The sequence below is a fragment of the Alistipes senegalensis JC50 genome (assembly GCF_025145645.1).
Taxonomy (GTDB): Bacteria; Bacteroidota; Bacteroidia; order Bacteroidales; family Rikenellaceae; genus Alistipes; species Alistipes senegalensis.
This window is the reverse complement of record NZ_CP102252.1, coordinates 1,414,108-1,434,759: the sequence shown is the minus strand read 5'-3', so window position 1 is coordinate 1,434,759 and position 20,652 is coordinate 1,414,108. Positions and strand designations below refer to the sequence as shown.

19 protein-coding genes and 1 tRNA gene are annotated in these 20,652 nt (G+C 61.4%); 10 read left to right on the top strand and 10 right to left on the bottom strand.

Going from position 1 to position 20,652, the window contains the following annotated elements:
• Positions 1 to 12 precede the first annotated feature (12 nt).
• From NQ519_RS05555 to NQ519_RS05545, 3 genes are read left to right on the top strand one after another with little or no spacing between them, the layout of a single operon-like run.
• Positions 13 to 1,542, top strand: coding sequence for a PKD-like family lipoprotein (locus NQ519_RS05555; protein ID WP_019152153.1), 1,530 nt, complete (start codon positions 13 to 15; stop codon positions 1,540 to 1,542).
• 15 nt (positions 1,543 to 1,557) lie between these two features.
• Positions 1,558 to 4,164 carry a zinc-dependent metalloprotease gene (locus NQ519_RS05550; protein ID WP_019152154.1) on the top strand — a complete coding sequence of 869 codons (2,607 nt, stop codon included), beginning with the start codon at positions 1,558 to 1,560 and terminating at the stop codon, positions 4,162 to 4,164.
• A 24-nt stretch (positions 4,165 to 4,188) separates the two neighbouring features.
• Positions 4,189 to 5,238, top strand: coding sequence for a BACON domain-containing protein (locus NQ519_RS05545; protein WP_019152155.1), 1,050 nt, complete (start codon positions 4,189 to 4,191; stop codon positions 5,236 to 5,238).
• A gap of 74 nt (positions 5,239 to 5,312) precedes the next feature.
• Here NQ519_RS05545 and NQ519_RS05540 read toward each other — a convergent pair whose 3' ends face one another.
• The 4 genes from NQ519_RS05540 to lysS all read right to left on the bottom strand — a co-directional run bounded on the left by NQ519_RS05540 (position 5,313) and on the right by lysS (position 9,189).
• The gene (locus NQ519_RS05540) at positions 5,313 to 5,903 is read right to left on the bottom strand and encodes a PepSY-associated TM helix domain-containing protein (protein ID WP_019152156.1); all 591 of its coding nucleotides are present in this window, start codon (positions 5,901 to 5,903) and stop codon (positions 5,313 to 5,315) included.
• The gene (locus NQ519_RS05535; RefSeq protein WP_227901007.1) at positions 5,875 to 6,408 is read right to left on the bottom strand and encodes a hypothetical protein; all 534 of its coding nucleotides are present in this window, start codon (positions 6,406 to 6,408) and stop codon (positions 5,875 to 5,877) included. The genes NQ519_RS05540 and NQ519_RS05535 overlap by 29 nt, the downstream gene beginning before the upstream one ends.
• Before the next feature lie 271 nt (positions 6,409 to 6,679).
• Positions 6,680 to 7,438, bottom strand: coding sequence for a triose-phosphate isomerase (tpiA, locus tag NQ519_RS05530; protein ID WP_019152158.1), 759 nt, complete (start codon positions 7,436 to 7,438; stop codon positions 6,680 to 6,682).
• A 23-nt stretch (positions 7,439 to 7,461) separates the two neighbouring features.
• Positions 7,462 to 9,189, bottom strand: coding sequence for a lysine--tRNA ligase (lysS, locus tag NQ519_RS05525; RefSeq protein ID WP_019152159.1), 1,728 nt, complete (start codon positions 9,187 to 9,189; stop codon positions 7,462 to 7,464).
• 229 nt (positions 9,190 to 9,418) lie between these two features.
• Between lysS and NQ519_RS05520 the strand changes: the two genes are divergently transcribed.
• Positions 9,419 to 10,909 (top strand): DNA/RNA non-specific endonuclease, encoded by a 1,491-nt coding sequence (locus NQ519_RS05520; RefSeq protein WP_019152160.1) that lies wholly within the window; start codon positions 9,419 to 9,421, stop codon positions 10,907 to 10,909.
• Positions 10,910 to 10,937: 28 nt separating this feature from the next.
• Here the strand turns inward: NQ519_RS05520 and NQ519_RS05515 are convergent, their stop codons facing one another.
• Genes NQ519_RS05515 through NQ519_RS05495 form a run of 5 tightly spaced genes read right to left on the bottom strand, consistent with a single transcriptional unit; the run spans position 10,938 to position 16,223 of the window.
• Complete coding sequence (locus tag NQ519_RS05515; protein ID WP_019152161.1) at positions 10,938 to 11,585, bottom strand: phosphatase PAP2 family protein; 648 nt, start codon at positions 11,583 to 11,585, stop codon at positions 10,938 to 10,940.
• Between the two features lie 7 nt (positions 11,586 to 11,592).
• The gene (locus NQ519_RS05510) at positions 11,593 to 13,098 is read right to left on the bottom strand and encodes an MBOAT family O-acyltransferase (protein ID WP_019152162.1); all 1,506 of its coding nucleotides are present in this window, start codon (positions 13,096 to 13,098) and stop codon (positions 11,593 to 11,595) included.
• Positions 13,095 to 14,696 (bottom strand): SGNH/GDSL hydrolase family protein, encoded by a 1,602-nt coding sequence (locus tag NQ519_RS05505; RefSeq protein WP_019152163.1) that lies wholly within the window; start codon positions 14,694 to 14,696, stop codon positions 13,095 to 13,097. Before NQ519_RS05505 ends, NQ519_RS05510 begins: the two co-directional genes overlap by 4 nt.
• Positions 14,697 to 14,703: 7 nt before the next feature.
• Positions 14,704 to 15,453, bottom strand: coding sequence for a zinc metallopeptidase (locus tag NQ519_RS05500; protein WP_019152164.1), 750 nt, complete (start codon positions 15,451 to 15,453; stop codon positions 14,704 to 14,706).
• 20 nt (positions 15,454 to 15,473) lie between these two features.
• Complete coding sequence (locus tag NQ519_RS05495; RefSeq protein ID WP_019152165.1) at positions 15,474 to 16,223, bottom strand: SDR family NAD(P)-dependent oxidoreductase; 750 nt, start codon at positions 16,221 to 16,223, stop codon at positions 15,474 to 15,476.
• 215 nt (positions 16,224 to 16,438) lie between these two features.
• On the opposite strand from NQ519_RS05495, the gene NQ519_RS05490 reads away from it, so the two are divergent.
• The 6 genes from NQ519_RS05490 (at position 16,439) to NQ519_RS05465 (ending at position 20,431) form a co-directional block, all read left to right on the top strand.
• On the top strand, positions 16,439 to 17,683 hold the full coding sequence (locus tag NQ519_RS05490; protein ID WP_019152166.1) for an ABC transporter permease: 1,245 nt from the start codon (positions 16,439 to 16,441) through the stop codon (positions 17,681 to 17,683).
• A complete protein-coding gene (ubiE, locus tag NQ519_RS05485; RefSeq protein WP_019152167.1) occupies positions 17,680 to 18,396 on the top strand; it encodes a bifunctional demethylmenaquinone methyltransferase/2-methoxy-6-polyprenyl-1,4-benzoquinol methylase UbiE in 717 nt (238 codons plus the stop codon). The genes NQ519_RS05490 and ubiE overlap by 4 nt, the downstream gene beginning before the upstream one ends.
• Positions 18,393 to 18,899: a hypothetical protein gene (locus tag NQ519_RS05480; RefSeq protein WP_019152168.1), complete on the top strand. Its 507-nt coding sequence runs from the start codon at positions 18,393 to 18,395 to the stop codon at positions 18,897 to 18,899. The genes ubiE and NQ519_RS05480 overlap by 4 nt, the downstream gene beginning before the upstream one ends.
• Complete coding sequence (locus tag NQ519_RS05475) at positions 18,899 to 19,363, top strand: hypothetical protein (RefSeq protein WP_019152169.1); 465 nt, start codon at positions 18,899 to 18,901, stop codon at positions 19,361 to 19,363. The genes NQ519_RS05480 and NQ519_RS05475 overlap by 1 nt, the downstream gene beginning before the upstream one ends.
• 103 nt (positions 19,364 to 19,466) lie before the next feature.
• Positions 19,467 to 19,697 carry a hypothetical protein gene (locus NQ519_RS05470; RefSeq protein ID WP_026076800.1) on the top strand — a complete coding sequence of 77 codons (231 nt, stop codon included), beginning with the start codon at positions 19,467 to 19,469 and terminating at the stop codon, positions 19,695 to 19,697.
• Between the two features lie 119 nt (positions 19,698 to 19,816).
• The gene (locus NQ519_RS05465) at positions 19,817 to 20,431 is read left to right on the top strand and encodes a flavodoxin family protein (protein ID WP_019152171.1); all 615 of its coding nucleotides are present in this window, start codon (positions 19,817 to 19,819) and stop codon (positions 20,429 to 20,431) included.
• 69 nt (positions 20,432 to 20,500) lie between these two features.
• Here the strand turns inward: NQ519_RS05465 and NQ519_RS05460 are convergent.
• Positions 20,501 to 20,588, bottom strand: a tRNA-Ser gene (locus tag NQ519_RS05460).
• Positions 20,589 to 20,652: the final 64 nt, after the last annotated feature.

Genomic DNA, 20,652 nt, shown 5'->3' with positions numbered 1-20,652 from the left:
GATTCAGAGCCTATGAAAAAGAGCTGTTTGTTCGCGGTTTCCGCACTCCTTCTGCTGCTGGGCGGCTGCTACGGCGACAAGGGGAATTACGATTACCGCGAGATCAATGAAATCGTCATCGGGGCCCGGGGCTTCGAGGGCGTGGAATACAAATTGCGTTCGGGCATCGACGAACTGAAAATCAGCCCCTACATCACCGCGTCGCAGGACCCCGGGCTGACCGGGAGTTACGAATACGAATGGGTGGTCGTCGGTCAGGTCCGCAATCCGGGCGAGCGCACCACGATCGCCCGGACGCGCGATCTGGACTACGCCGTGAACCTGCCCAGCGACGACTATTCGCTGCTGCTGCGCATCACCGACCCCGCGACGGGACTGATGTTCAGCCGCAGCACCACGATCTCGGTCAGCACGGCCTATACGCGCGGCTGGCTGGTCGCCGCCGAGGACGAGGAGGGCGCCGCCGTCGTGGACATGGTGTCGATCAGCCGCGATACGCTGCTTCAACGCGACGTGGTCAGGGACGACACCCGCCACCGCAATCCCCTGCGCATCTGGTGCGACAACAACGAGTACACTTCGCTGGTGCACGGGCGCATCTACCTTTCGACCGGAGAGGGGAGTTTCCTCTACGACCGCGAATCTTTCGGAACGGACGACTATACCGTCATGCGCAACTACTTCGCCAATCCGCAGTACCTGACGGAGACCGCCGCTTCGGACATGATCCAGATCGACGACAAGTTCCGCATCTTTCTGGTGGACGGCTACGCGTACGTATACAGCATTTCTTCGGTCAACACGGGCTATTTCGGCAATCCGGTCAACCGTTATGCCGAGAGCTACGACTACGTGCGCATCGGCGACCGGATCGCCTACAACCTGAGCGGCGGAAGCGGCGCCGGGTCCATCACCACCGTCATGCTCTACAACGACGACGACAAGCGTTTCTGCTACCTGATGCGCAACGACGAAACCCTGCGGAACGCCGCCGACACCGAATCGGACCTCGCCCTGTTCCCCTGGCGGACGGGGCTGGATTATGTGACGACCGTCAATTCGCGCTTCCTTTCGGGGCAGTCGGCTACGATCCTGCACGACGCCCCGGCAGGGAAATACTGGATCTACACCTACGCCTGCCTGCGGTCGGGTCCCAGCAAGGGGGCGCGTTACGAGATCGACGCTTCGGTTCCCGTGGCGGAGGCCGCGAACTGGTGCATGACCTCGCAGCACGGCTATATGCTTTACTCGGTGGGCGGCGTGCTCTATGGCTACGATTTCCGCAATGGCCGGAAGCCCGTGCAGCTGCTGGATTTCTCGCCCGCGGAGATCACGCAGATCCACGGCGACATCCACACCGTGGCCGAAGGCAACAGCGATTGCGTTTATGTCTGCACCTACGAGGCGGGCACTCCGGACAGCGGCCGCATCCGCAAGTATGCGGTGGCGGACACCGCCGACCGGATCGAACTCCAGGCCGACGAAAATACCGATTGGACGGGATTCCAGCGCATCCGTTCGCTGTGGTTCAAGGAACTGTAACACACACAACATCCGATGAATATGAATAAACAACTGATTCTGGCTGCAACCGCCGTGCTCTTGGCTTGCAGCCCGTTGCACGCGGAGCAGATGTGGCCCTTCTCCAGTAAGAAAAAGAAGGCCGCGAAGGTCGAGAAGACGGACTCCGTGAAGAAAGAGGACAAATTCGACAAGGCCGTCAAGGGCGCCCGGAAAGGCAGCGGCCTGTTCGACTACTATCTGACGAAGACGGGCGAACTGCTGCTGGCCGTCACGCCCCGCAACCTCAAAGCCAGCTATCTGCTGGCCAACCGGATTTCGGAGATCAGCCAGAATTCCAATTTCGTGGCCGGGCAGATGCTGGGCGATCCGTTCATGATCCGCTTCTCGGCCGATACCTCCAACGTCTATCTCCACAAGGTCAACCACTGGGAGCGCGTGGCGCCGAACGACCCCATCGAGAAGTCGTTCCGCCGCAACGTGCAGGACCCCATCACCCGGACCTTCAAGATCAAGGCTTCGCGCAACGACACGCTGCTGATCGACGTGACCTCGTTCTTCGTGTCGAATGACAAGCTGCTCACGCCGATCCGCCAGAGCCCGCTGGTTCCGGGCGAGATGAGTGCGACGTACGATGCCGCCGGATCGAAGCTCAAGGAGGTCAAGGTCTTCGAAAAGAACCTCGAAATCACCAGCATCCTCAATTACAACTCCGAGCCGGACGGCTACACGGTGACCGTGCGGCGGTCGATTCTCGAACTGCCCGAGGAGCCGATGAAGGTTCGCTGGCAGGACAACCGCGTGGGTTATTTCAGCTCGAAATATTACACCTACACCTCGTCGAAGGACAAGCTGCTGACGCATGAGATGATCCACCGCTGGCGCATCGAGCCGAAGGAGGGCGAATGGGAGAAATACTTCCGCGGCGAACTGGTCGAGCCCGAGCGCAAAATCGTCTTCTACGTTGACGACGCTTTCCCCGACAAGTGGCGCGAGGTGGTGAAGCTGGGCATCGAGGACTGGAACAAGGCTTTCGAGGCCGCCGGTTTCAAGAACGTGATGGAGGCCCGCGACTATCCCGACGATCCGTCGTTCGATCCCGACGACATCCGCTACAACTGCATCCGCTACGCTGTTACCGACGTGGCCAACGCCATGGGCCCGAGCTACACCGATCCCCGCACGGGCGAGATTCTGGTGGCCGACGTTATCTGGTACCACAATGTCATTTCGCTGGTGCACAACTGGCGTTTCGCCCAGACGGGAGCCGTCGATCCGCGCGTGCGCAAGCAGGTCTTCGACGACGACGTGATGTGCGAGTCGCTGCGCTACGTGGCCGCTCACGAGGTGGGCCACACGCTGGGACTGATGCACAACATGGGGGCGAGCTACTCCTTCCCGGTGGATTCGCTGCGCAGTCCGTCGTTCACGCAGAAATACGGTACGACTCCTTCGATCATGGATTACGCGCGCAACAACTATATCGCCCAGCGCGGCGATTTCGAGCGCGGCGTGCGGATGGTGCCGCCCTTGGTCGGCGTCTACGACATCCACGCCATCAACTGGGGATACCGCATCTTCGAGAAGACGCGCGACGCCGAAGAGGAGCTGCCGTTGCTCAACGAGCTGCTGGCCGCCAAGCGCGACGACCCCATGTACGAGTTCGGCGCACAGCAGATTTTCCTGACGCTCGATCCCACCGACCAGTCGGAGGACCTGGGCAACGACCATATCAAGGCGGGCAATTACGGTATCGAGAACTGCAAGTACATGATCGCCAACCTCTGCGACTGGTTCGCCGAGGAGAACCGCGATTATAAGAATATCCAGTCGATGTATGCCGCCGTGATCGGCCAGTACACGCGTTATCTGATGCACGTGATGCCCTATCTGGGCGGCGTGGAGTACAAGGACCTCGTGCAGGACGGACGCCCGCTGCGCGCCCTGAGCTACATTCCCGCCGAACGGCAGAAGCAGGCTATGAAATGGCTGGTCGATCAGGTGCTTACGGCGCGTGCGTGGCTGCTGCCCCAGGAGCTGATGGACAAACTGGGCCAGCCCTCCACGATCCTCGACAACGCGGCTTCGGGTGTCGCCGGCAAGATTTTCAGCCCTGCGACCCTGGGCAGCATCTATCAGGGCGAGCGCTCGGGCCAGAAGGGGATCTATCGCGTGGACACCTATCTGAACGACGCCTACAATACGGTCTTCGCTTCGGCCGTCAGGGGCGGTTCGCTGACTGTCGAGGAGATGAATTTGCAAGGTGCCGCCGTGGCCGCGCTGCTCAAAAACAGCGGATTGACAGGCCCTTCGGGTACGGCGCTCCAACTGGGCAAGGGACTGGCCGACGACGGAAGCGCCCTGCTGGCGCAGCTGGCCGACGAGGCGCTGCCTCCGTTCGTCTGCAACCATCCCGAATGCCGCCACGACCACGCCTCGGCCGGGGAGATCTCCTACTATCGTCACGACATGAAAGGTCCGTCGCTTTCGGCGCAGGTGGGACAGCCGCTCTACGCGGCGACGCTTCGCCGGGTGCTGAGCCTCTACAAACAGCGCCGGGGTTCGGGCGACGCCCGCACGCGGGATTTCTACGAATTCCAGATCCTGAAGATCGAATCGGCGTTCAAGAATGCAAAATTATAGTCCAATTTTAATATTCGTTAGGTTATGAAAAAGATGAAATTTCTGATTCCGGCGTTCGCTTTGGTTGCGTTGACATTCGCCGGGTGTTCCGACGACGGCGACGATCAGCCCGTCGTGACCAAACTCGCGCTGGCCGATCCGGCGCAGGCTGCGCTGACGTTCGTGGCGACCTCTCCCGAGGCGCAGGTCATTGCGCTCGACACCGATGCTTCGACGGTCACGGTCGAGCAGGTGTTGGCCGAAGGCGAGGAGAAAGCCGAGTGGTGCGTGGTGACGGTCCAGAGCGCCACTCAGATCAAGGTGGCTCCTGCAAGCAACCTGACCACCGAGGAGCGTACGGCCAAATACCGTATTTCGGCCGGAACGGTAACTCCCGTGGAGTTCACCGTGACGCAGGACTTCCCCGAGCCGGTAGATGCGACCCTGTCGGTCGATCTCGAGGCAGTCTATGGGTCTTATTCTTTTACGGCTCCTGCAGCGGGCGGGGATGTGACCGTAACTACGGTGACTACCAATGCGCACCTTTGGACCGCCGAATTTTGCGATTTTATGGGCGATCCTATTACCGATGAAGAGGAATTGCCGACTTATTGTACGCTCAAGAAGAGTTCGGGTGTTAATGGCGATGCTCTGATCGTGAATTTCCTTCCCAATACGCAGTCCTTGATGCAGAGTGGGGCTTTGGTGAAGATTTCGGCAGGTAATGCGGAGCCGATTCAGATTTGGCTCAATCAAGATGCGCCTTTGGCAACGTCGTTGACCGTTCACGATATGGACTCTTGGGCTGAACTTTCTACTAATCTTTCCGTGAACTTTGCTAAAGATGCCACGCAGGCTGCTAAGCAGGAGTTCGGAACTGAGAGCGAGGGCTCTTTCCTCGTAAAAGTGGTTACCGAAGGTACCTCGGAGGTCGTGGCAGAGCCTTGGCTTTATGCTGAGCGGGATAATATGGGGAATGTAACTCTCTATCCCGAGACTGTGAACACCGGCGCAGAACGCAAACTGGATGTAATCCTGGTGGGAGAGAATAATAAGGAGCTTTTCCGCATGAAAGTAACGCAGGCCGGGGCGTAAGCGGTTCGGTCCTGAAAACAGCGGGGCGGTCGTATCGAACGACCGCCCCGTTTCGTGTCTTGTCCCGGCGTGTCTTACAGGAAGAGCAGGAAGAGGATCGGCACGGCGATGCCCGCCGCGAGTTCGATGCCTCCCCGGCCCCGCAGTCCGTTGCGCCCCGGAACCATCACCAGCCCCGTGAGCGTGATGACGAGCAGCGATGCGGCGAAAATGTCGGAAAAACGGGTCCACCACCGGTTGGGGTTATAGTGCAGACGGTTCATCGAACTGATGACGGGCCTTTTGGTCAGCTTTTCGTAGACCGCCCGGCCGTTCTGCATGTCCACTTCGAGTACGGAGCCCCCTGCGACGAAGACCTTTACCCGTTGTTCGCCGCTGGCGTAGTGCTTCACGTAGCGCGCTTCGGGATCGGCTGCACGGAGCAGCTCTTCGGCCTGCTCTCGGCTGGTTTCGGCCGGGGCGGGATAGGTGCCCGGCATCTGCAATTCCGTGCGGCGGACCGAATAGTTGCTGTTGAAGTCGCGTTTGTGGTTCAGCACGATGCCCGATACGGCGTAAACCACCACCACGCCTGCGAAAAAGTAGGAAAGGTCACGGTGGATGATCCGCGCCCACCGGCGAATCTGCGAGCCTCGTTTAGCGCCCGGCTTCGTCGTCGATTGCATGGCAGGCGAACGTTTCGATGCGGTAAATGCTCCAATACTCCTTGCCTTCGCGTGCACGGCGGGCGGCGATCGAGTCGCGGAGTTCGCGGATCTGCCCTTTGAGCACCGCTACGGCTTCGGGATTGCCCTTGCCGCCCTCGATGCTGGCATCGAGGCGCATCTCCCAGTCGTCGAGGAACGGCAGTTCGACGCGCTGTTCCGCCACGACGCCTTCGACGGCTACCGTGCGGTTGGAGATCAGCGGATCGAACGACTGCATGCGTTCGTCGGCCAGCGCTTCGATCACTTGCGTCGTGTCGCTGCCCATAAGGGTGATGTGGGTGCTGCCGTGGCCGCAGGTGCTGACGCAGAGCCCTTCCACACGTACGGTGTCGCCCACCAGGGCATCGGCATCGGCGAGCAGTTCATCGACCGTCAGGGTTTCGCCGCCGGCGTTGGCGGTGCGGTTGCAGGCCGTTATGGAGATCGCGGCCAGCAGGAGGATGAAGATGTGTTTCATTTTCATGGAATCGGTTTTCGGCCGGGCAGGTCCGGGGTCCGGAGACCGTCTGCCCGAGCGCGGGTTTATGATACAAAGATAGCGATTTGCGGCCGAATGCACAAGCCGGAAACGCAGTTCTCCGGTGCCGTGGCTGAACATCTGTGCCCGGGGCGTCGGCTTTCTGTGCGCGGCGTCGGAACCGTGGGGCTGTCTCGCCGCATCCGCTTCGGGACGGGCGCCATGAAAAATCCCCAATCCGAAAAGGATCGGGGATTTGCCTTGCAGGGCGTGCGGATTACTTCGAGAATCCCTTGCCGATGGCGAGGAAATCCTCGGCTTTGAGGGCTGCGCCGCCGATCAGACCGCCGTCAACATCCTCTTTGGCGAAGATCTCGGCTGCGTTCGAAGGCTTGCACGAACCGCCGTAAAGAATCGCCGTCTCCTGGGCTGCGGCGCCGAATTTGGCAGCCAGTACCTCGCGGATGTAGGCGTGGATCTCCTGTGCCTGCTCGGCCGTTGCGGTCTTGCCGGTGCCGATGGCCCACACGGGCTCGTAGGCGATCACCAGCTCCTTGTACTGCTCTGCGGTGAGGTTGTAAACCACCTCCTCGATCTGGGCTTTCACCACGTCGAAGTGCTTGCCGGCCTCACGCTCTTCGAGGTTCTCGCCTACGCAGTAGATGGGAACCAGTCCGTTGGCATAAGCCTGCGCCATCTTCTTGTTGAGCGTTGCGGAGGTCTCGCCGTAATACTGGCGGCGCTCCGAGTGGCCGAGGATCACGTACTTGCAGCCCAGTGCGGCGATCATCGACGCGGCGATTTCGCCCGTGTAGGCGCCTTTGGCCTCCGTTGCGCAGTCCTGTGCGCCGAGTGCGATGTCCGAACCCTTCAGGGCCTCGGCCACCATCGACAGATGGGTGAACGGCGGGCATACGATGAAGTTCACGCACGAGCAAACCTCTCCGCGGCCTGCTACGACGCCTTTGGCTAGTTCGACACCTTCGGCGGGAAGCGTGTTCATCTTCCAGTTGCCGGCAACAATTTTCTTTCTCATTTTCCTGAATATTTTATAGTGAATTAGTTCTCCTCAGTACACCATTTCTTTACCTCGTCGATCGAGGGGGCTTTCAGCCCGAGCTTGTTCTTCTTGTTGAATCCGCACAGGTCGTTGAAGAATTTCCCGGGGGCGAGTTTTTTCAGCGACTCGACTGTCAGGTAGCCCATCTTCTGAATCACCGGAACCCACTCTTCGGGGACCCCGATGGCGGTGTAGGCCTCCACGGGATCGCTCACGACCTTCTTCTCGGGGCGCATCTGGGGGAAGAACAGCACGTCCTGGATCGACGTCTGGTCGGTCATGAACATCGTCAGGCGGTCGATGCCGATGCCCATTCCCGAGCAGGTCGGCATGCCGTATTCCAGCGCGCGCACGAAATCCATGTCGATGAACATGGCTTCGTCGTCGCCCTTCTCCGAGAGTCGCAGCTGCTCCTGGAAACGCTCCAGCTGGTCGATCGGGTCGTTCAGCTCGGAGTAGGCGTTGCAGAGCTCCTTGCCGTTGACGAACAGTTCGAAACGCTCCGTCAGGTCGGGATTCGAGCGGTGGCGCTTGCACAGCGGCGACATCTCGCGCGGATAGTCCGTGATGAAGGTGGGCTGGATGAGCTCCTCCTCGCAGTACTGTCCGAAGATGGCGTCGATCAGCTTGCCTTTGCCGTAGGTTTCGTCCACCTCGACGTTGAGTCGCTTGCAGGCTTCGCGCAGCTCCTCTTCCGTGCGGCCCGTGATGTCGTAGCCGGTCTTCTCGCGGATGGCGTCGGTCATCGTCAGGCGGCGGAACGGGGCCTTGAACGAGATCGCCTTGTCGTCGATCGTCAGCTCCGTGGTGCCGTTCACGGCCACGGCCACCCGTTCGAGCATCTGCTCGGTGAACTCCATCATCCAGAGGTAGTCCTTGTAGGCCACGTAGATCTCCATGCACGTGAATTCGGGGTTGTGCGTGCGGTCCATGCCCTCGTTGCGGAAGTTCTTGCCGAACTCGTACACGCCGTCGAATCCGCCGACGATCAGCTTTTTGAGGTAGAGCTCCGTGGCGATGCGCAGGTAGAGGTCTATGTCGAGCGAGTTGTGGTGCGTGATGAACGGACGCGCCGATGCGCCGCCCGGAATGGGTTGCAGGATCGGGGTTTCGACTTCGATATAGCCCTTCGAATTGAAGAATTCGCGCATCGTGGCCATGATCTTGGCGCGGCGGACGAAGGTTTCCTTCACCTGCGGGTTGACGATCAGGTCCAGATACCGCTGGCGGTAGCGCACCTCCGGGTCGGTGAAGGCGTCGAACGTCTTGCCGTCCTTCTCCTTGACGACGGGCAGCGGGCGGATCGACTTCGACAGCACGGTGAACCGGCGGCAGTGCACCGACAGCTCGCCGGTGTTGGTGCGGAACGCGAAGCCCTCGACGCCCACGAAGTCGCCGATGTCGAGCAGTTTCTTGAAGACCGTGTTGTAGAGCGTCGGATCGCCTTCGGGGCATACGTCGTCGCGGCGGATGTAGACCTGAATGCGGCCCGTGTGGTCTTGCAGTTCGAAGAACGAGGCGCTGCCCATGATGCGGCGCGACATGATGCGGCCGGCGATGCGCACCTCCTGGAAATTCTTTTCGGTGTCGTCGTAGTTGTCGGCGATCTCGCGCGCCGTGGCCGTCACCTCGTAGCGGGCGGCGGGGTAGGGCTCGATGCCCAATTCACGGAGCGCCGTGAGCGACTGTCTGCGAAGCTGTTCCTGTTCGCTGAGTTCGAGTGCCATATCGTATGTTTTTGATGTTTTCTCGTGCAACCCCGCAAAATTAGTGAAAAATGGGCAAAATAGCAACTGTTTCGCCATTCCTCTGCCCTCCCTGTCCCGAAACCGTTTTTTTGTTTGTTTATTTTCCCGGAATGATTAAATTTGTCCGTTGTGTCTAATTAAATGCCAGTCTATGAAACAACTCGACTCCTTTTTTCGCAATCGGCTGAATTACCCCCCCCCGCGGGTTATGGGGATTCTTTTGGGCAGTCTGCTGTTTTTCGCCTCCTGCGGCGGTGACGACTCTTCGGACGACTCCTATGCCGCCGTCGAATCCGAATCTTTCACCTTCGACGAAACCGACGCCGCCAACAATGCCGTCCGCGTGATGGCCAACGGCGCGTGGCAGGTCTATTGGGAGCCTGCCTCGGCGGCCGTGACGGTCGATCCTTCGGCGGGCGTCGGCAACGGGACCTTCCGGGTGCTGGACATGCCCCGGGGAACGTCTGTCGAAGTCGGGGTGCGCACCGCTGCGGGCAAGGCTTCCGGCAAAACCATCACCGTGACCCGCGCCGCGGCTTCTGCCGAAGTGACGCTTTCGCTCGCTCCCGCCGACCTGCGCTTCGACCCTGCGGGCACCAACCGCATCACGGTGACCTCCAACGCTTCGTGGAGTGCGTCGTGTTCCGATCCGGCGCTCGTGTTTGCGCCCGCTTCGGGTACGGGCGACGGCACGATCACCGTTACGGCCGCTCCCGAAGGGGTGCGCTGCACGCTGACCGTCACGGCCGGCGAAGGCCCCGGGGCCAAGACCGGGAATGTGAATATTACGTTCGCCGGGGCTGCCGGATACCGCTGGGCGGAACTTCCTGCGACGCCCGCCGACATGACCGGCAAGAAAATCCACACTTTCTGGGCCTCGACCGTAACCACCAAACAGTATCTGCGCAATTATACGTATTGCTATGATACGCAGCGCCATTGCCCGTTGTGGATCGCCCATCCGCAGCACGCCTGCTATCAGGAGGGCGGCACTACGCGCCCCGCTACGGATCCGTGGACGCGCGATCCTTCGATGACCGAGACGGAGCAGGCCATCATCTATCCGTTGGCGGTGAACAACAACCGGGCGATGTCGCTTTATTCCGAGAGCATCGACAAGCAATGGATTCGCGGGCACATGCTGGCGTCGAGTTACCGGGGATGCGGCGACAAGAACAATCCGGCGGAGATCAATACGCAGACTTTCTATCCCGGCAATATCTCGCCGCAGGGCCGCACGGCTTTCGACAAGGTATGGGGCGATGCCGAGAAGCGGATATTGGATAGATATGTCTGCTCCGATACGCTTTACTGTGTTTCGGGAGCCTATTTCGAGAACGATGACATGGTTGCCCGCGATGCGAGTTGCTGGAATGGTTCCGGCGATACGCGGGTGCGTTACTATGTGCCCGGATACTCGAAAGAGTGCATCGTGCCGACCCATTACTACAAACTGTTGTTGCGCACCCGCAGCGGCAACCTCAGAAAGCCGATTCAGGAGTGTGCAGCTTCGGAACTGAAGGCTGTGGGTTTCTGGTTCGAACATGCCGATCAGATCGGCGGTTCTTCATCGCCGACGCTCGATAAGAGCTATTTGCGCTCGGTGAAAGAGATCGAAGAGAAGACCGGGTTCACCTTCTTCCCGGATGTGGACGAGAGTGTCAAAGCCTCCTACAACCCTGCCGATTGGGGATTCTGATCCGGACGACGGAAACGGAAAGGAGCTGCTATCGCAGCTCCTTTTTTTGGCAGGACAGTGTCCGGTAGGCCAGGTATGCGGCCCATCCGAGTGCCGCCCCGACGAGCGTGCCCCACACGAGGTCCATCGGGAAGTGTTTGCCCAGGTAGATGCGCGAATAGCAGATCAGTACGGTGCAGAAGAGCATCAGCGCCGTGAACCACCGCCGGCGAATCGCCGCCGCCGACAGCACGGTCAGCGCGACGATCGTAGCCGCATGGGCCGAGACCGTTCCGTAGCGGCCGCTCACGGCTTCGACCGGAACGTGAACCGTCCAGTCGCCGGGCGTGCCGGCCATGCGCAGCGCCCGCAGCGAGTCGGGAGCGATCTCCAGCCCTTCGAGCGAGGGGGTGAACATCGGCCGCCAGCGCGGCTCGAAGCCCGGCAGCAGGCCGCCCAGCACTCCGTTGCTCTTGAACATGCCCGAAACCATGTCCGCGAGGGCCAGCGCCGCGATCATCAGCACCGTGAAGACGATGACGCCGCGCCATCCGCCGCGCCGCCAGACGAGCCACAGAATCAGCGCATAGAGCGGAAGCCACATCGCCGTACCCGAGACGGTCAGCATCAGGCGGTCCATGCAGGGGCCGCCGTCGAAATTCAGGTCGAGAAACAGTTGATGGTCGAAGTCGTACATCGGTCACTTAGAATTGGAAATAGATAAACGGCTGTATGTCGCTGGATTTGATCTGCATGACGCACCAAATCATCGCCGCGGCCATCATCACTTGCAGCACCAGCGGCGCGTGGACCACGATCCGTTGCGCCAGGGCGTCCACCCGGCCCGGAAGCAGGTGGAGGACGTAGCCCGCGGCGATCAGCGCGAAGACGGAGGCATAGCCCGCCAGCACCTGCGGAATCATCGGGGCGTTGAAGTTCTCGAAAATCTGGTGCAGCATCAGCTGAACGGTCTGCATCGACTCGGCGCGGAACATCAGCCACCCGAAGCAGACGATGTTGAACGTGAGGAAGATGCCCGCCGCACGGCTCCACCAGTGCATCTGGGCCCCGGTGGCCTTGGCGCCCGGAACGACCGACATCCACAGTTTGTGCAGGGCCAGCGCCGCGCCGTGGAGTCCGCCCCAGAGGATGAAGCGCACGGCCGCGCCGTGCCACAGTCCGCCTAACAGCATCGTCAGCAGCAGGTTGCCGTAGGTCCGGATGCGGCCCTTGCGGTTGCCGCCCAGCGAGATGTAGAGGTAGTCGCGCAGCCACGACGAGAGCGAGATGTGCCACCGCCGCCAGAATTCGGTGATCGTCGCCGATTTGTAGGGGGCGTCGAAATTCTTCGGGAAGCGGAATCCCAGCAGCAGGGCGATGCCGATGGCCATGTCCGAATAGCCCGAGAAGTCGCAGTAGATTTGCAGCGCGTAGCCGTAAATGCCCATCAGGCACTCGAATCCGGAGTAGAGCAGGGGCTCGTCGAAGATGCGGTCAACGAAATTGAGCGAGATGTAGTCCGAGATGATCGCCTTCTTGAACAGACCCGTGAGGATCAGAAAGACGCCCGTGCCGAACATCTCGCGGGTGACGACGATCGGATTCTGCCGGATCTGGGGAATGAAGTCCCGGGCCCGGACGATCGGGCCGGCCACTAACTGCGGAAAGAACGACAGATAGAAGAGATAGTCGAGCCAGTTCGACAGGGGTTTCAGCTGGCCGCGGTAGATGTCTATGGTGTAGCTCATCGACTGGAAGACGAAGAACGAGATGCCGACCGGCAGGAAGATGTTCCGGAATTGCAGGAATCCCTGCCCGAACAGCTGGTTGGAGATGTCGATGAAGAAGTTGGTGTACTTGAAGTAGCCGAGCATGCCGAGGTTGACGGCCACGCTCAGCACCATCAGCCAGCGTTTCAGGCTTTTGGAGCGGGTGCGGAAGATGCCGCGCGCGATCAGGAAATCGCTCGCCGCGGCAAAGACCAGCAGCAGGAAATAGATGCCGCTCGACTTGTAGTAGAAGTAGAGCGAGAAGGCGATGACATAGACGATGCGGGCCATCGGCGCGCGGCGGAAGGCGCTGTAAACGAGCAGGAACCCCGCGAACAGGAAGAGAAACAGCCCGCTGCTGAAGATCAGCGGCGACGAGGCGTCGTAGGTCAGCAGAGCCAGCACTTTGTCCCAGAATCCGTCTGTCGCGGGAAGCGTCATCGTATCGGCGGTTTAAGCGGTTCGGGGGCTGCGGCGGGCAGCAGGCTGCGTTCGATGCGCGCCTTTTGCAGGGAGTCGAGCACGGCGGCTTCGGCCTGCCGGCGCAGTTCGGCGGCCCGTTGTTCGGCATGGAGCGCGCAGGCTTCGGCGTTGAGGGCGTCGAACAGTGCCCACGCCACGCGGCGTCCGCCGGCGTAGTTGATGTGGGTGTAGTCCTTGCCGGCCCAGCCGTTCTTCACGAACTGCTCCATGCCCCCTTGTGCGCGCATGGCGTCGCACGTGGGCCAGAAAGCCGCACCCGTGTTCCGGGCCGCCTGGCGCTGAACGTCGAGCATGTAGGGGATGGCGTCCATCGGTTCGAAGCCCGCGTCGGTCTTCGTCGAACGGTCGCTGACGCCCAGCACCAGCACCGCGGCGCGGGGGAAACAGCTCCGGACGAAGGCCACCATCTTCTCGATCTGCGCCGCGTAGTTGGTGTAGCTCTTCACGCCCGACTGCATGATGTTGAGCCCGTATTGGAGGATCACCAGATCGTAGCCCGTGAGGGCGTTGATCCGGGCGTTGACCGAGGGGTTGGTCCAGAACATCGCCTGACCGTTGTTGCTGCGCACCGAGTAGTTATCGACCACCACGCCGCCGCCTTCGAAGATCGCGCCGTAGCCGATGAAGCCCTCCGTGCCGGAGAGCACCTTGAAGGCGAGCGAGCGGACGTGCGGGGCCGAAACCTCGATCTGACGCACGGCGGCGTCGCCCGTGATGTCGAACGCGCGGCGCAGGGTGTCGTTGAGCGTCACCTCGACACGGCTGTCGCGGGGCGAGAGGAAGAAGATGCGCGCTCCGTCGCACGAGTCGAGCAGCTTGCGGTAGTCGGTGTTCTCCCAGCGGGTCGATGCCCCCGCCGCGGGCTGGCTGACCCATCCCGAGATGTAGAAATGGTTGCGCAGGTTCTCCGGGGCGGCCTTGCGCTGCATGATGTTGTAGGTCGTCCAGCCTTTCGACTGGGTTTTGATCGTGCGCCGGAAGGCCGTCAGCGGCGAGGCCATCGGGGCGAATCCCGCACCGCCGCCGGGCCGCTCCCCGAAGGCCGTCTGGAGTTGTTCGCGCAGGTCCGAGGTGAGGATGTCGCCCTCGACGAACGAGTCGCCGAGGAAGGCGATGCGCACCGGGCGCCGGGCGTTGAGCAGCGTGTCGCAGAAGGCGCGGATGCGGCCGCTGTCGCTGTAATCCTCGATCGGAACGGGCGTCGCGGTGAGGCGCGCCGGGTCGGGTTCGGGTCGCGGGCCGCGGAGGCTGTCCCGCGGGATGATCCACCGATAGGTGGCCTGCGTTTCGCGCGGGGCGGTGTTGGCCTCGATGCGTTCGGCGACGGCTTCGAGGTCGATGTGGAAATCCTCCTCGTCGAAGAGTACGGGTTCGGCGGCGGGTTCGGCCGCCGCCGCATCGTCGAAGACGAGGACATCCGAGAGGATGTTGGCGCGGCGCAGTTTGACGCTCCCGATGCTCTGCGGGGGAATGAAGCTGACGGCTGCGAGCACTGCGATAAGCGCCGCGGTCGCCAGCCAGCTGCGGTGGGTGAAGTCTTTTTCGGGGGAGTTCATCGCCGGGTCAGTCGCGCCGTCCGAGGATCAGGAAGACGTAGTAGAGGACCGAGGCGATGGCGCTCAGCGCCGCCACGAGGTAGGTGCGGGCCGCCCACGAGAGGGCCTCCTTGGCCTGTGCGAGCTGTGCGCCCTGCATCGTGCGGCTGACCTGGAGCCACTCCAGGGCGCGGGCCGAGGCGTTGTACTCCACAGGCAGGGTGACGAGCGAGAAGACCGCCGACATGGCGATCATGCCCACGCCGATCCAGCAGAGGAGTTCGTTCTGCGTCGAGGCCAGGATCACGAGGCCCAGGATGATGACCCACGTGGCGGCCGACGAGGCGAACTGCACGACGGGAACCAGCTGCGAACGCAATACCAGCGGCGCATAGCCCTGCGCGTGCTGCACGGCGTGGCCGCACTCGTGGGCTGCGACGGCCGCCGCTGCGACGCTCGTCGAAGAGTAGACCGAGTCGCTCAGGTTGACGGTCATCGTCTGCGGATTGAAGTGGTCGGTGAGGTGGCCGCTCACGTGCGTCACTTTCACGTTGTGGATGTTGTTGTCGCGCAGCATCTTTTCGGCGACCTCGGCGCCGGTCAGGCCGCCCGGGAACTGCACCTTCGAATATTTCTTGAACACCGATTGCAGGCGCGCCTGCACGATGAAGCCGACGATGCCGATGGCGATGATCAGCACGAACATGCCCATCGTCGCGGCGTCGTAGCGTGCGGCGTGGGGCTCTGCGTAATAGCCTGCCTGGAGCAGTGCAATCATAGGAAATGTCATAGCGTTCTCTATTTTGTTTTGCGGTACGTGTAATAGGCTCCGGCCTGTCGGGCGGGCATCAGTACCATATCATTAACGTTCATATGCGCGGGTAATTGTGCGGCCCATGCGATCGCTTCGGCGATGTCGTCGCCGGTGAGGGGCTCGACGCCCGCGTAGACCGCATCGGCGCGCTCCTTGTCGCCGTGGAAGCGGACTTCGGAAAACTCCGTCTCGACCATCCCCGGGCGAATTTCCGTGACCTTGATCCCGGCCGACAGCAGGTCGGCGCGCATCGACTGCGAAATGGCGTGCACGGCGTGCTTCGAGGCGCAGTAGACCGCACCGTTCTCGTAGGCTTCGGTTCCGGCGATCGAGCCGATGTTGAAGATGTGGCCGCCGCCTGCGGCGACCATCTTCGGGGCGATGACGCGCGTGACGTAGAGCAGCCCCTTGACGTTGGTGTCGATCATGGCGTCCCAGTCGCGGGTGTCGCCTTGGTCGATGTGTTCCAGCCCGGCGGCCAGTCCCGCGTTGTTGACCAGCAGATTGACCCTTTCGAGCGGTTCGAGATTCCGGCGCACCTCCTCTTCGGAGCGCACGTCGAACGCGAGCGTCGTGCAGCGGCCTCCCGCGGCTTCGATCTCGGTTTTCAGCGCCGCGAGGCGTTCGGCACGCCGTCCGGTGGCCGTGACGGCATACCCCTCTTTCGCAAGCCGCAGCGCCGTGGCGCGTCCGATGCCCGATGTCGCACCCGTAATAAGAGCTTCCTTTTTCATATCGAACCCTTTGTTTGCCGCAAAGATAGGAAAAAACGAGCGGTTTCGAAATACTTCCCGGATGATAAGTGTCGTTACGATGTTAATCGGTACAAAAAAGCCGGGCTGTTCCAAAACCGGATTGCGGGGGCTTTGTAAAACAAAAGTGTCGTTACGACACCCGAAATACGAAATTTATGTGTTTCTTTGCATAAATTTTCTGCAAAACCGTTGCCATGAATCTCGCCTTTTTCATCGCACGCCGCATGGCGAAGCCCTCCCCGGAGAACAAACCCGGGGTGATGGAGCGTATCGCCGTGGTGTCGGTGGCTGTGGGTGCGGCTGTGATGATCCTTGCGATGGCCGTCATCATGGGGTTCAAACGCGAGGTGGCGCACAAGATGACGGGCTTCGCCGCCCATGTCTCGGTGACCGACGTGCGGGGCGTTAACGCCCTCGATTCGGAACCCGTGCACCGCAGCGCGCACCTCGAGGAGCTGATCCGCGCGACCGAAGGGTTCGAGGCGATGGCCCCCTACGCCGTGAAGGGCGGCATCGTGCGCACGGCCGACGCCGTGGGCGAGGTGATGCTCAAAGGCGTCGAGGGGGATTACGACTGGTCTTATTTCCGCGAGTGGCTCGTCGAAGGCGAGCTGCCCCGCGTGGGCGATTCGGTACGCACGAAAGACATCCTGCTGTCGCGTTCGCTGGCCGACAGGCTGCTGTTAGGGGTGGGCGACAAGGTCGAGATGCTCTTCGTCGAGCCGGGCGAGATGCCCCGCCGCGACCGGTTCAAGGTGGCGGGCGTCTACGCCTCGGGGATGGAGGAGATGGACGGCATGGTGGTCGTCACGGACATCCGCAACGTGCAGCGGCTTTCGGACTGGGGGCCGGACGAGATCTCCGGTTACGAGATCCGGACCCGCGACCTGCGCGACGCCGGCGCCTTCGCCCGCACGTTGGGCCGCACGCTGCTCTACGACGAGGCGGAGGGAACGGAGAACCTCGCGGTGACGAGCGTCACGGAGCGTTACGCCAACATCTTCGACTGGCTGAAAGCCCACGACGTGAACGCCGCGGTGATCATCGTCATCATGTTGGTCGTGGCCTTCTTCAACATGGCCTCGGCGCTGCTGATTCTGGTGCTCGAACGCACGCGAATGATCGGTCTGCTGAAGGCTCTCGGGATGCGCAGCGGCGAACTGCGGCGCATCTTCCTCTGGCGGGCGGGCTTCGTCACGCTGCGGGGACTGGCGTGGGGCAACGCCGTCGGGCTGGGGCTGTGTCTGGTGCAGAAGTGGACCCATTTGATAAAACTCAGTTCGGAGGGCTACCTGCTCTCGGAGGTGCCCGTGTCGCTGGGATGGGGATGGTGGCTGGCGCTGAACGCCGGGTTCGTCGCCGCGATCGTCGCCCTGCTGGTGATCCCGACGGCCGTGGTGTCCGGCGTGAAACCCGAAGAAACGATAAGATACGAATGAAACCCTACAACACAGATCAGACCAAGAAGGAGGAGGTCCGCGAGATGTTCGACAACATCGCGCCGCGGTACGACCTGCTGAACCATACGCTTTCGGTGAACATCGACCGCATCTGGCGCCGCCGTGCGGTGAACGAGGTGCGGCGTGCGAATCCCCGCCGCATACTCGACGTGGCGACCGGCACGGGCGACCTGGCGATCGCCCTGGCGCGGCGCATCCGCGACGTGCAGGTGATGGGCGTGGACCTTTCGGAGGAGATGCTCGCCGTGGCGCGCCGCAAGGTCGAGGCCCGGGGGCTGGACAGCCGCATCGTTCTCGAACGGGGCGATGCCGAACATCTGGAGGTGGCCGACGCCTCGGTCGATGCGGCGACCGTCGCATTCGGGGTGCGCAATTTCGGCGACCTCGCGGCCGGGCTCTGCGAACTGGCCCGCACGATAAGGCCCGGGGGCAAAGTCGTTATCCTGGAGTTCTCGCGGCCCCGCAACCGGGTGTTCCGGGCGCTGTACGAGTTCTACTCCTACAAGATATTGCCCCGCATCGGCGGACTGGTGTCGCGCGACAAAAGGGCCTACGAGTATCTGCCGGCTTCGGTGGGGGAGTTCCCCGCTCCGGCGGAGTTTCTGGGGATGATGGAAAAGGCGGGGTTCCGGAACTGCCGGGCGAAGAGCCAGAGTTGCGGGATCGCGCAGATATATATAGGAGAGCGATGAGAAAGTTTCTGTTATACCTGTTGCTGCTGGCTGTGGCTGCGTCGGCGGCTTCGTGCCGCAAGGCCGTCGAGAAGGCGCAGCGCAACATCCGCTTCGAGGGGATCGAGAAGATCGAACGCCAGGGGCTGACCGGCGCTGAGATCGTCGTGCGGGTGATGAACAACACGGGCTACAAGTTGCAGCTCGAAACGGCCGAAATCGACGTTTACTACGCCGACGGGCGTGTGGGGACGGTCGTGCTGCGCGAGTCGGTCGAGGTGCCCCGGCGCACGACGGGCAGTTTCCGGACGCTGTGGCGGGTGAAAATCTCCGATCCGCTGGCGCTCTACGTGCTGCTCCGGAAAGTCGAGGCGGGAGACCTTTCGCAGGTCGGCATCGCCTATGCCCTGGAGGGACGCGGAGGCCCGGCGCCCGTAAAAATTTCGCGCGACAGGATGCCATTGTCGGATTTTTTGAATACCTTTGGCCTGACGTTGCAGGACGTTAAAAACAAATTGAAGTGATGCGCAGATTGTCGATCCTTACCCTGATGCTCCTGTGTGCGGCCGTTTCGCTCCGCGCACAGTCGCTCGACGCTTTCAAACAGCGTCTGGCCGAACCCGTCGCCGGCACCGCCTTTTTCGGACGGGCGCAGGTGACCGTCGCGGAGCACGGCGACGCCGCGCGCGCCGTGGCCGAGGCCGTGCGCGCCGGACAGCAGCTGCGGGTGCGCGGCTTCCGCGTCTGCATCTTCTCGGACAACGGACCCGAGGCCCGCAACGGGGCTTTCGCCGCCCAGAAACTCTTCGAAGAGACCTATCCGGGCGTGAAGGTCTACATGGATTACAAGATCCCCTATTTCGTCGTTTCGGTCGGGGACTGTCTGAGCAACGAGGAGGCCGTGATCCTGAAAGGCCGCGTGACGGGGACTTTTCCGAAGGCGTTCCTGAAAAACGAGGAGTTCCCGATTTCGAACCTTTTGGACTGAAAAAGCCCGTTTTTGAAAAATATGCGTTTTTTCTTTGCTTATTTCGGGCGAATATCTATCTTTGCGGCGTTACAGAACAACTAATTTCTAAACATTTAGCGCTATGAAAAAGATTTTCTCTTTTGTTGTCGTCATGGCTGCCGTCGCTATGGTAAGCTGCTGTGGCAATTCGAACAAGAAGGCCGCTGACAATGCCGCCGCCGAGGCTGCCGCCACGACCGAAGCTGCTGCTTGCTGCGCCGAGAAATGCGACTCGACGAAGGCTTGCTGCGCTGAGAAGTGCGATTCGACGAAAACCTGCGCCGAGAAACCCTGCTGCGAGAAGGCCGAGTAATTTCCGGTTAGGTTTGAGAGTGAGGGAGGTTCGAAAGAATCCCCCTTTTTCATTATAGATGAAATGCCGTGTCTCCGGCGCGGTAAGTGCAGGGAGTGTCTTTATTAAAAATAGCTGTCATGAAAGTACTGCTTATCAACGGAAGCCCCCGGCGCGAGGGGAACACCTTCATCGCGCTTTCGGAAGTGGCCCGCACGCTCCGCGACGAGGGCATCGGGGCCGAGATCGTGTCGATCGGCACGCGGGCCGTGCAGGGGTGCATCGCCTGCGGGAAATGCGCGGAGTTGGGCCGCTGCGTCTTCAACGACGCGCTCTACGACGAAGTGCGTGAAAAACTCGCCGGGGCCGACGCCCTCGTGGTCGGGTCGCCGGTCTACTACGCCGGGCCGAACGGATCGCTGTGCGCACTGTTGGACCGGTTGTTCTACTCCTGCGGGAACCTGCTGGCTTACAAGCCTGCGGCTGCGGTGGCTGTCTGCCGCCGGGGCGGGGCGAGCGCGACGTTCGACCGGCTGAACAAGTATTTCACGATCTCGAACATGCCTGTCGTCTCGTCGCAGTATTGGAACAGCGTTCACGGACGGCTGCCCGGCGAGGCGGCGCAGGATGTCGAAGGATTGCAGACGATGCGGGTGCTGGCGCGCAACATGGCGCGCGTGCTTCGCGCGGGGCTGCTGGCCGGGGAGGGGCGTCCGGAGCCCGAAGAGCGGGTGGCGACGAGTTTTATCCGGTAGGAATTTGCGCCGCTCCCAAAACAAAAAAGGTTGCACTTTGTGCAACCTTTCGTTTGGAAATCAATTTTGCGGAAAGAAGGGGATTCGAACCCCTGAAACCCTTTAGGGGTTTACTCGCTTTCCAGGCGGGCCAGTTCAACCACTCCTGCATCTTTCCGAAAGATGCCCCAAAAGTACGCAATATTTCCCGATTCTGCAAATGGCGACCCCGATTTTCTGCG

Excerpts from the sequence above, each read along its gene's own strand:
- NQ519_RS05470 (WP_026076800.1), top strand. The coding sequence starts at position 19,467 with ATGAAAAAGATTTTCTCTTTTGTTGTCGTCATGGCTGCCGTCGCTATG.
- NQ519_RS05490 (WP_019152166.1), top strand. The coding sequence starts at position 16,439 with ATGAATCTCGCCTTTTTCATCGCACGCCGCATGGCGAAGCCCTCCCCG.
- NQ519_RS05505 (WP_019152163.1), bottom strand. The coding sequence starts at position 14,696 with ATGAACTCCCCCGAAAAAGACTTCACCCACCGCAGCTGGCTGGCGACC.
- NQ519_RS05520 (WP_019152160.1), top strand. The coding sequence starts at position 9,419 with ATGGGGATTCTTTTGGGCAGTCTGCTGTTTTTCGCCTCCTGCGGCGGT.
- NQ519_RS05465 (WP_019152171.1), top strand. The coding sequence starts at position 19,817 with ATGAAAGTACTGCTTATCAACGGAAGCCCCCGGCGCGAGGGGAACACC.
- NQ519_RS05535 (WP_227901007.1), bottom strand. The coding sequence starts at position 6,408 with ATGAAAATGAAACACATCTTCATCCTCCTGCTGGCCGCGATCTCCATA.
- NQ519_RS05550 (WP_019152154.1), top strand. The coding sequence starts at position 1,558 with ATGAATATGAATAAACAACTGATTCTGGCTGCAACCGCCGTGCTCTTG.
- tpiA (WP_019152158.1), bottom strand. The coding sequence starts at position 7,438 with ATGAGAAAGAAAATTGTTGCCGGCAACTGGAAGATGAACACGCTTCCC.
- NQ519_RS05540 (WP_019152156.1), bottom strand. The coding sequence starts at position 5,903 with ATGCAATCGACGACGAAGCCGGGCGCTAAACGAGGCTCGCAGATTCGC.
- NQ519_RS05545 (WP_019152155.1), top strand. The coding sequence starts at position 4,189 with ATGAAAAAGATGAAATTTCTGATTCCGGCGTTCGCTTTGGTTGCGTTG.
- NQ519_RS05510 (WP_019152162.1), bottom strand. The coding sequence starts at position 13,098 with ATGACGCTTCCCGCGACAGACGGATTCTGGGACAAAGTGCTGGCTCTG.
- NQ519_RS05495 (WP_019152165.1), bottom strand. The coding sequence starts at position 16,223 with ATGAAAAAGGAAGCTCTTATTACGGGTGCGACATCGGGCATCGGACGC.
- ubiE (WP_019152167.1), top strand. The coding sequence starts at position 17,680 with ATGAAACCCTACAACACAGATCAGACCAAGAAGGAGGAGGTCCGCGAG.
- NQ519_RS05480 (WP_019152168.1), top strand. The coding sequence starts at position 18,393 with ATGAGAAAGTTTCTGTTATACCTGTTGCTGCTGGCTGTGGCTGCGTCG.
- NQ519_RS05555 (WP_019152153.1), top strand. The coding sequence starts at position 13 with ATGAAAAAGAGCTGTTTGTTCGCGGTTTCCGCACTCCTTCTGCTGCTG.
- lysS (WP_019152159.1), bottom strand. The coding sequence starts at position 9,189 with ATGGCACTCGAACTCAGCGAACAGGAACAGCTTCGCAGACAGTCGCTC.
- NQ519_RS05500 (WP_019152164.1), bottom strand. The coding sequence starts at position 15,453 with ATGATTGCACTGCTCCAGGCAGGCTATTACGCAGAGCCCCACGCCGCA.
- NQ519_RS05475 (WP_019152169.1), top strand. The coding sequence starts at position 18,899 with ATGCGCAGATTGTCGATCCTTACCCTGATGCTCCTGTGTGCGGCCGTT.
- NQ519_RS05515 (WP_019152161.1), bottom strand. The coding sequence starts at position 11,585 with ATGTACGACTTCGACCATCAACTGTTTCTCGACCTGAATTTCGACGGC.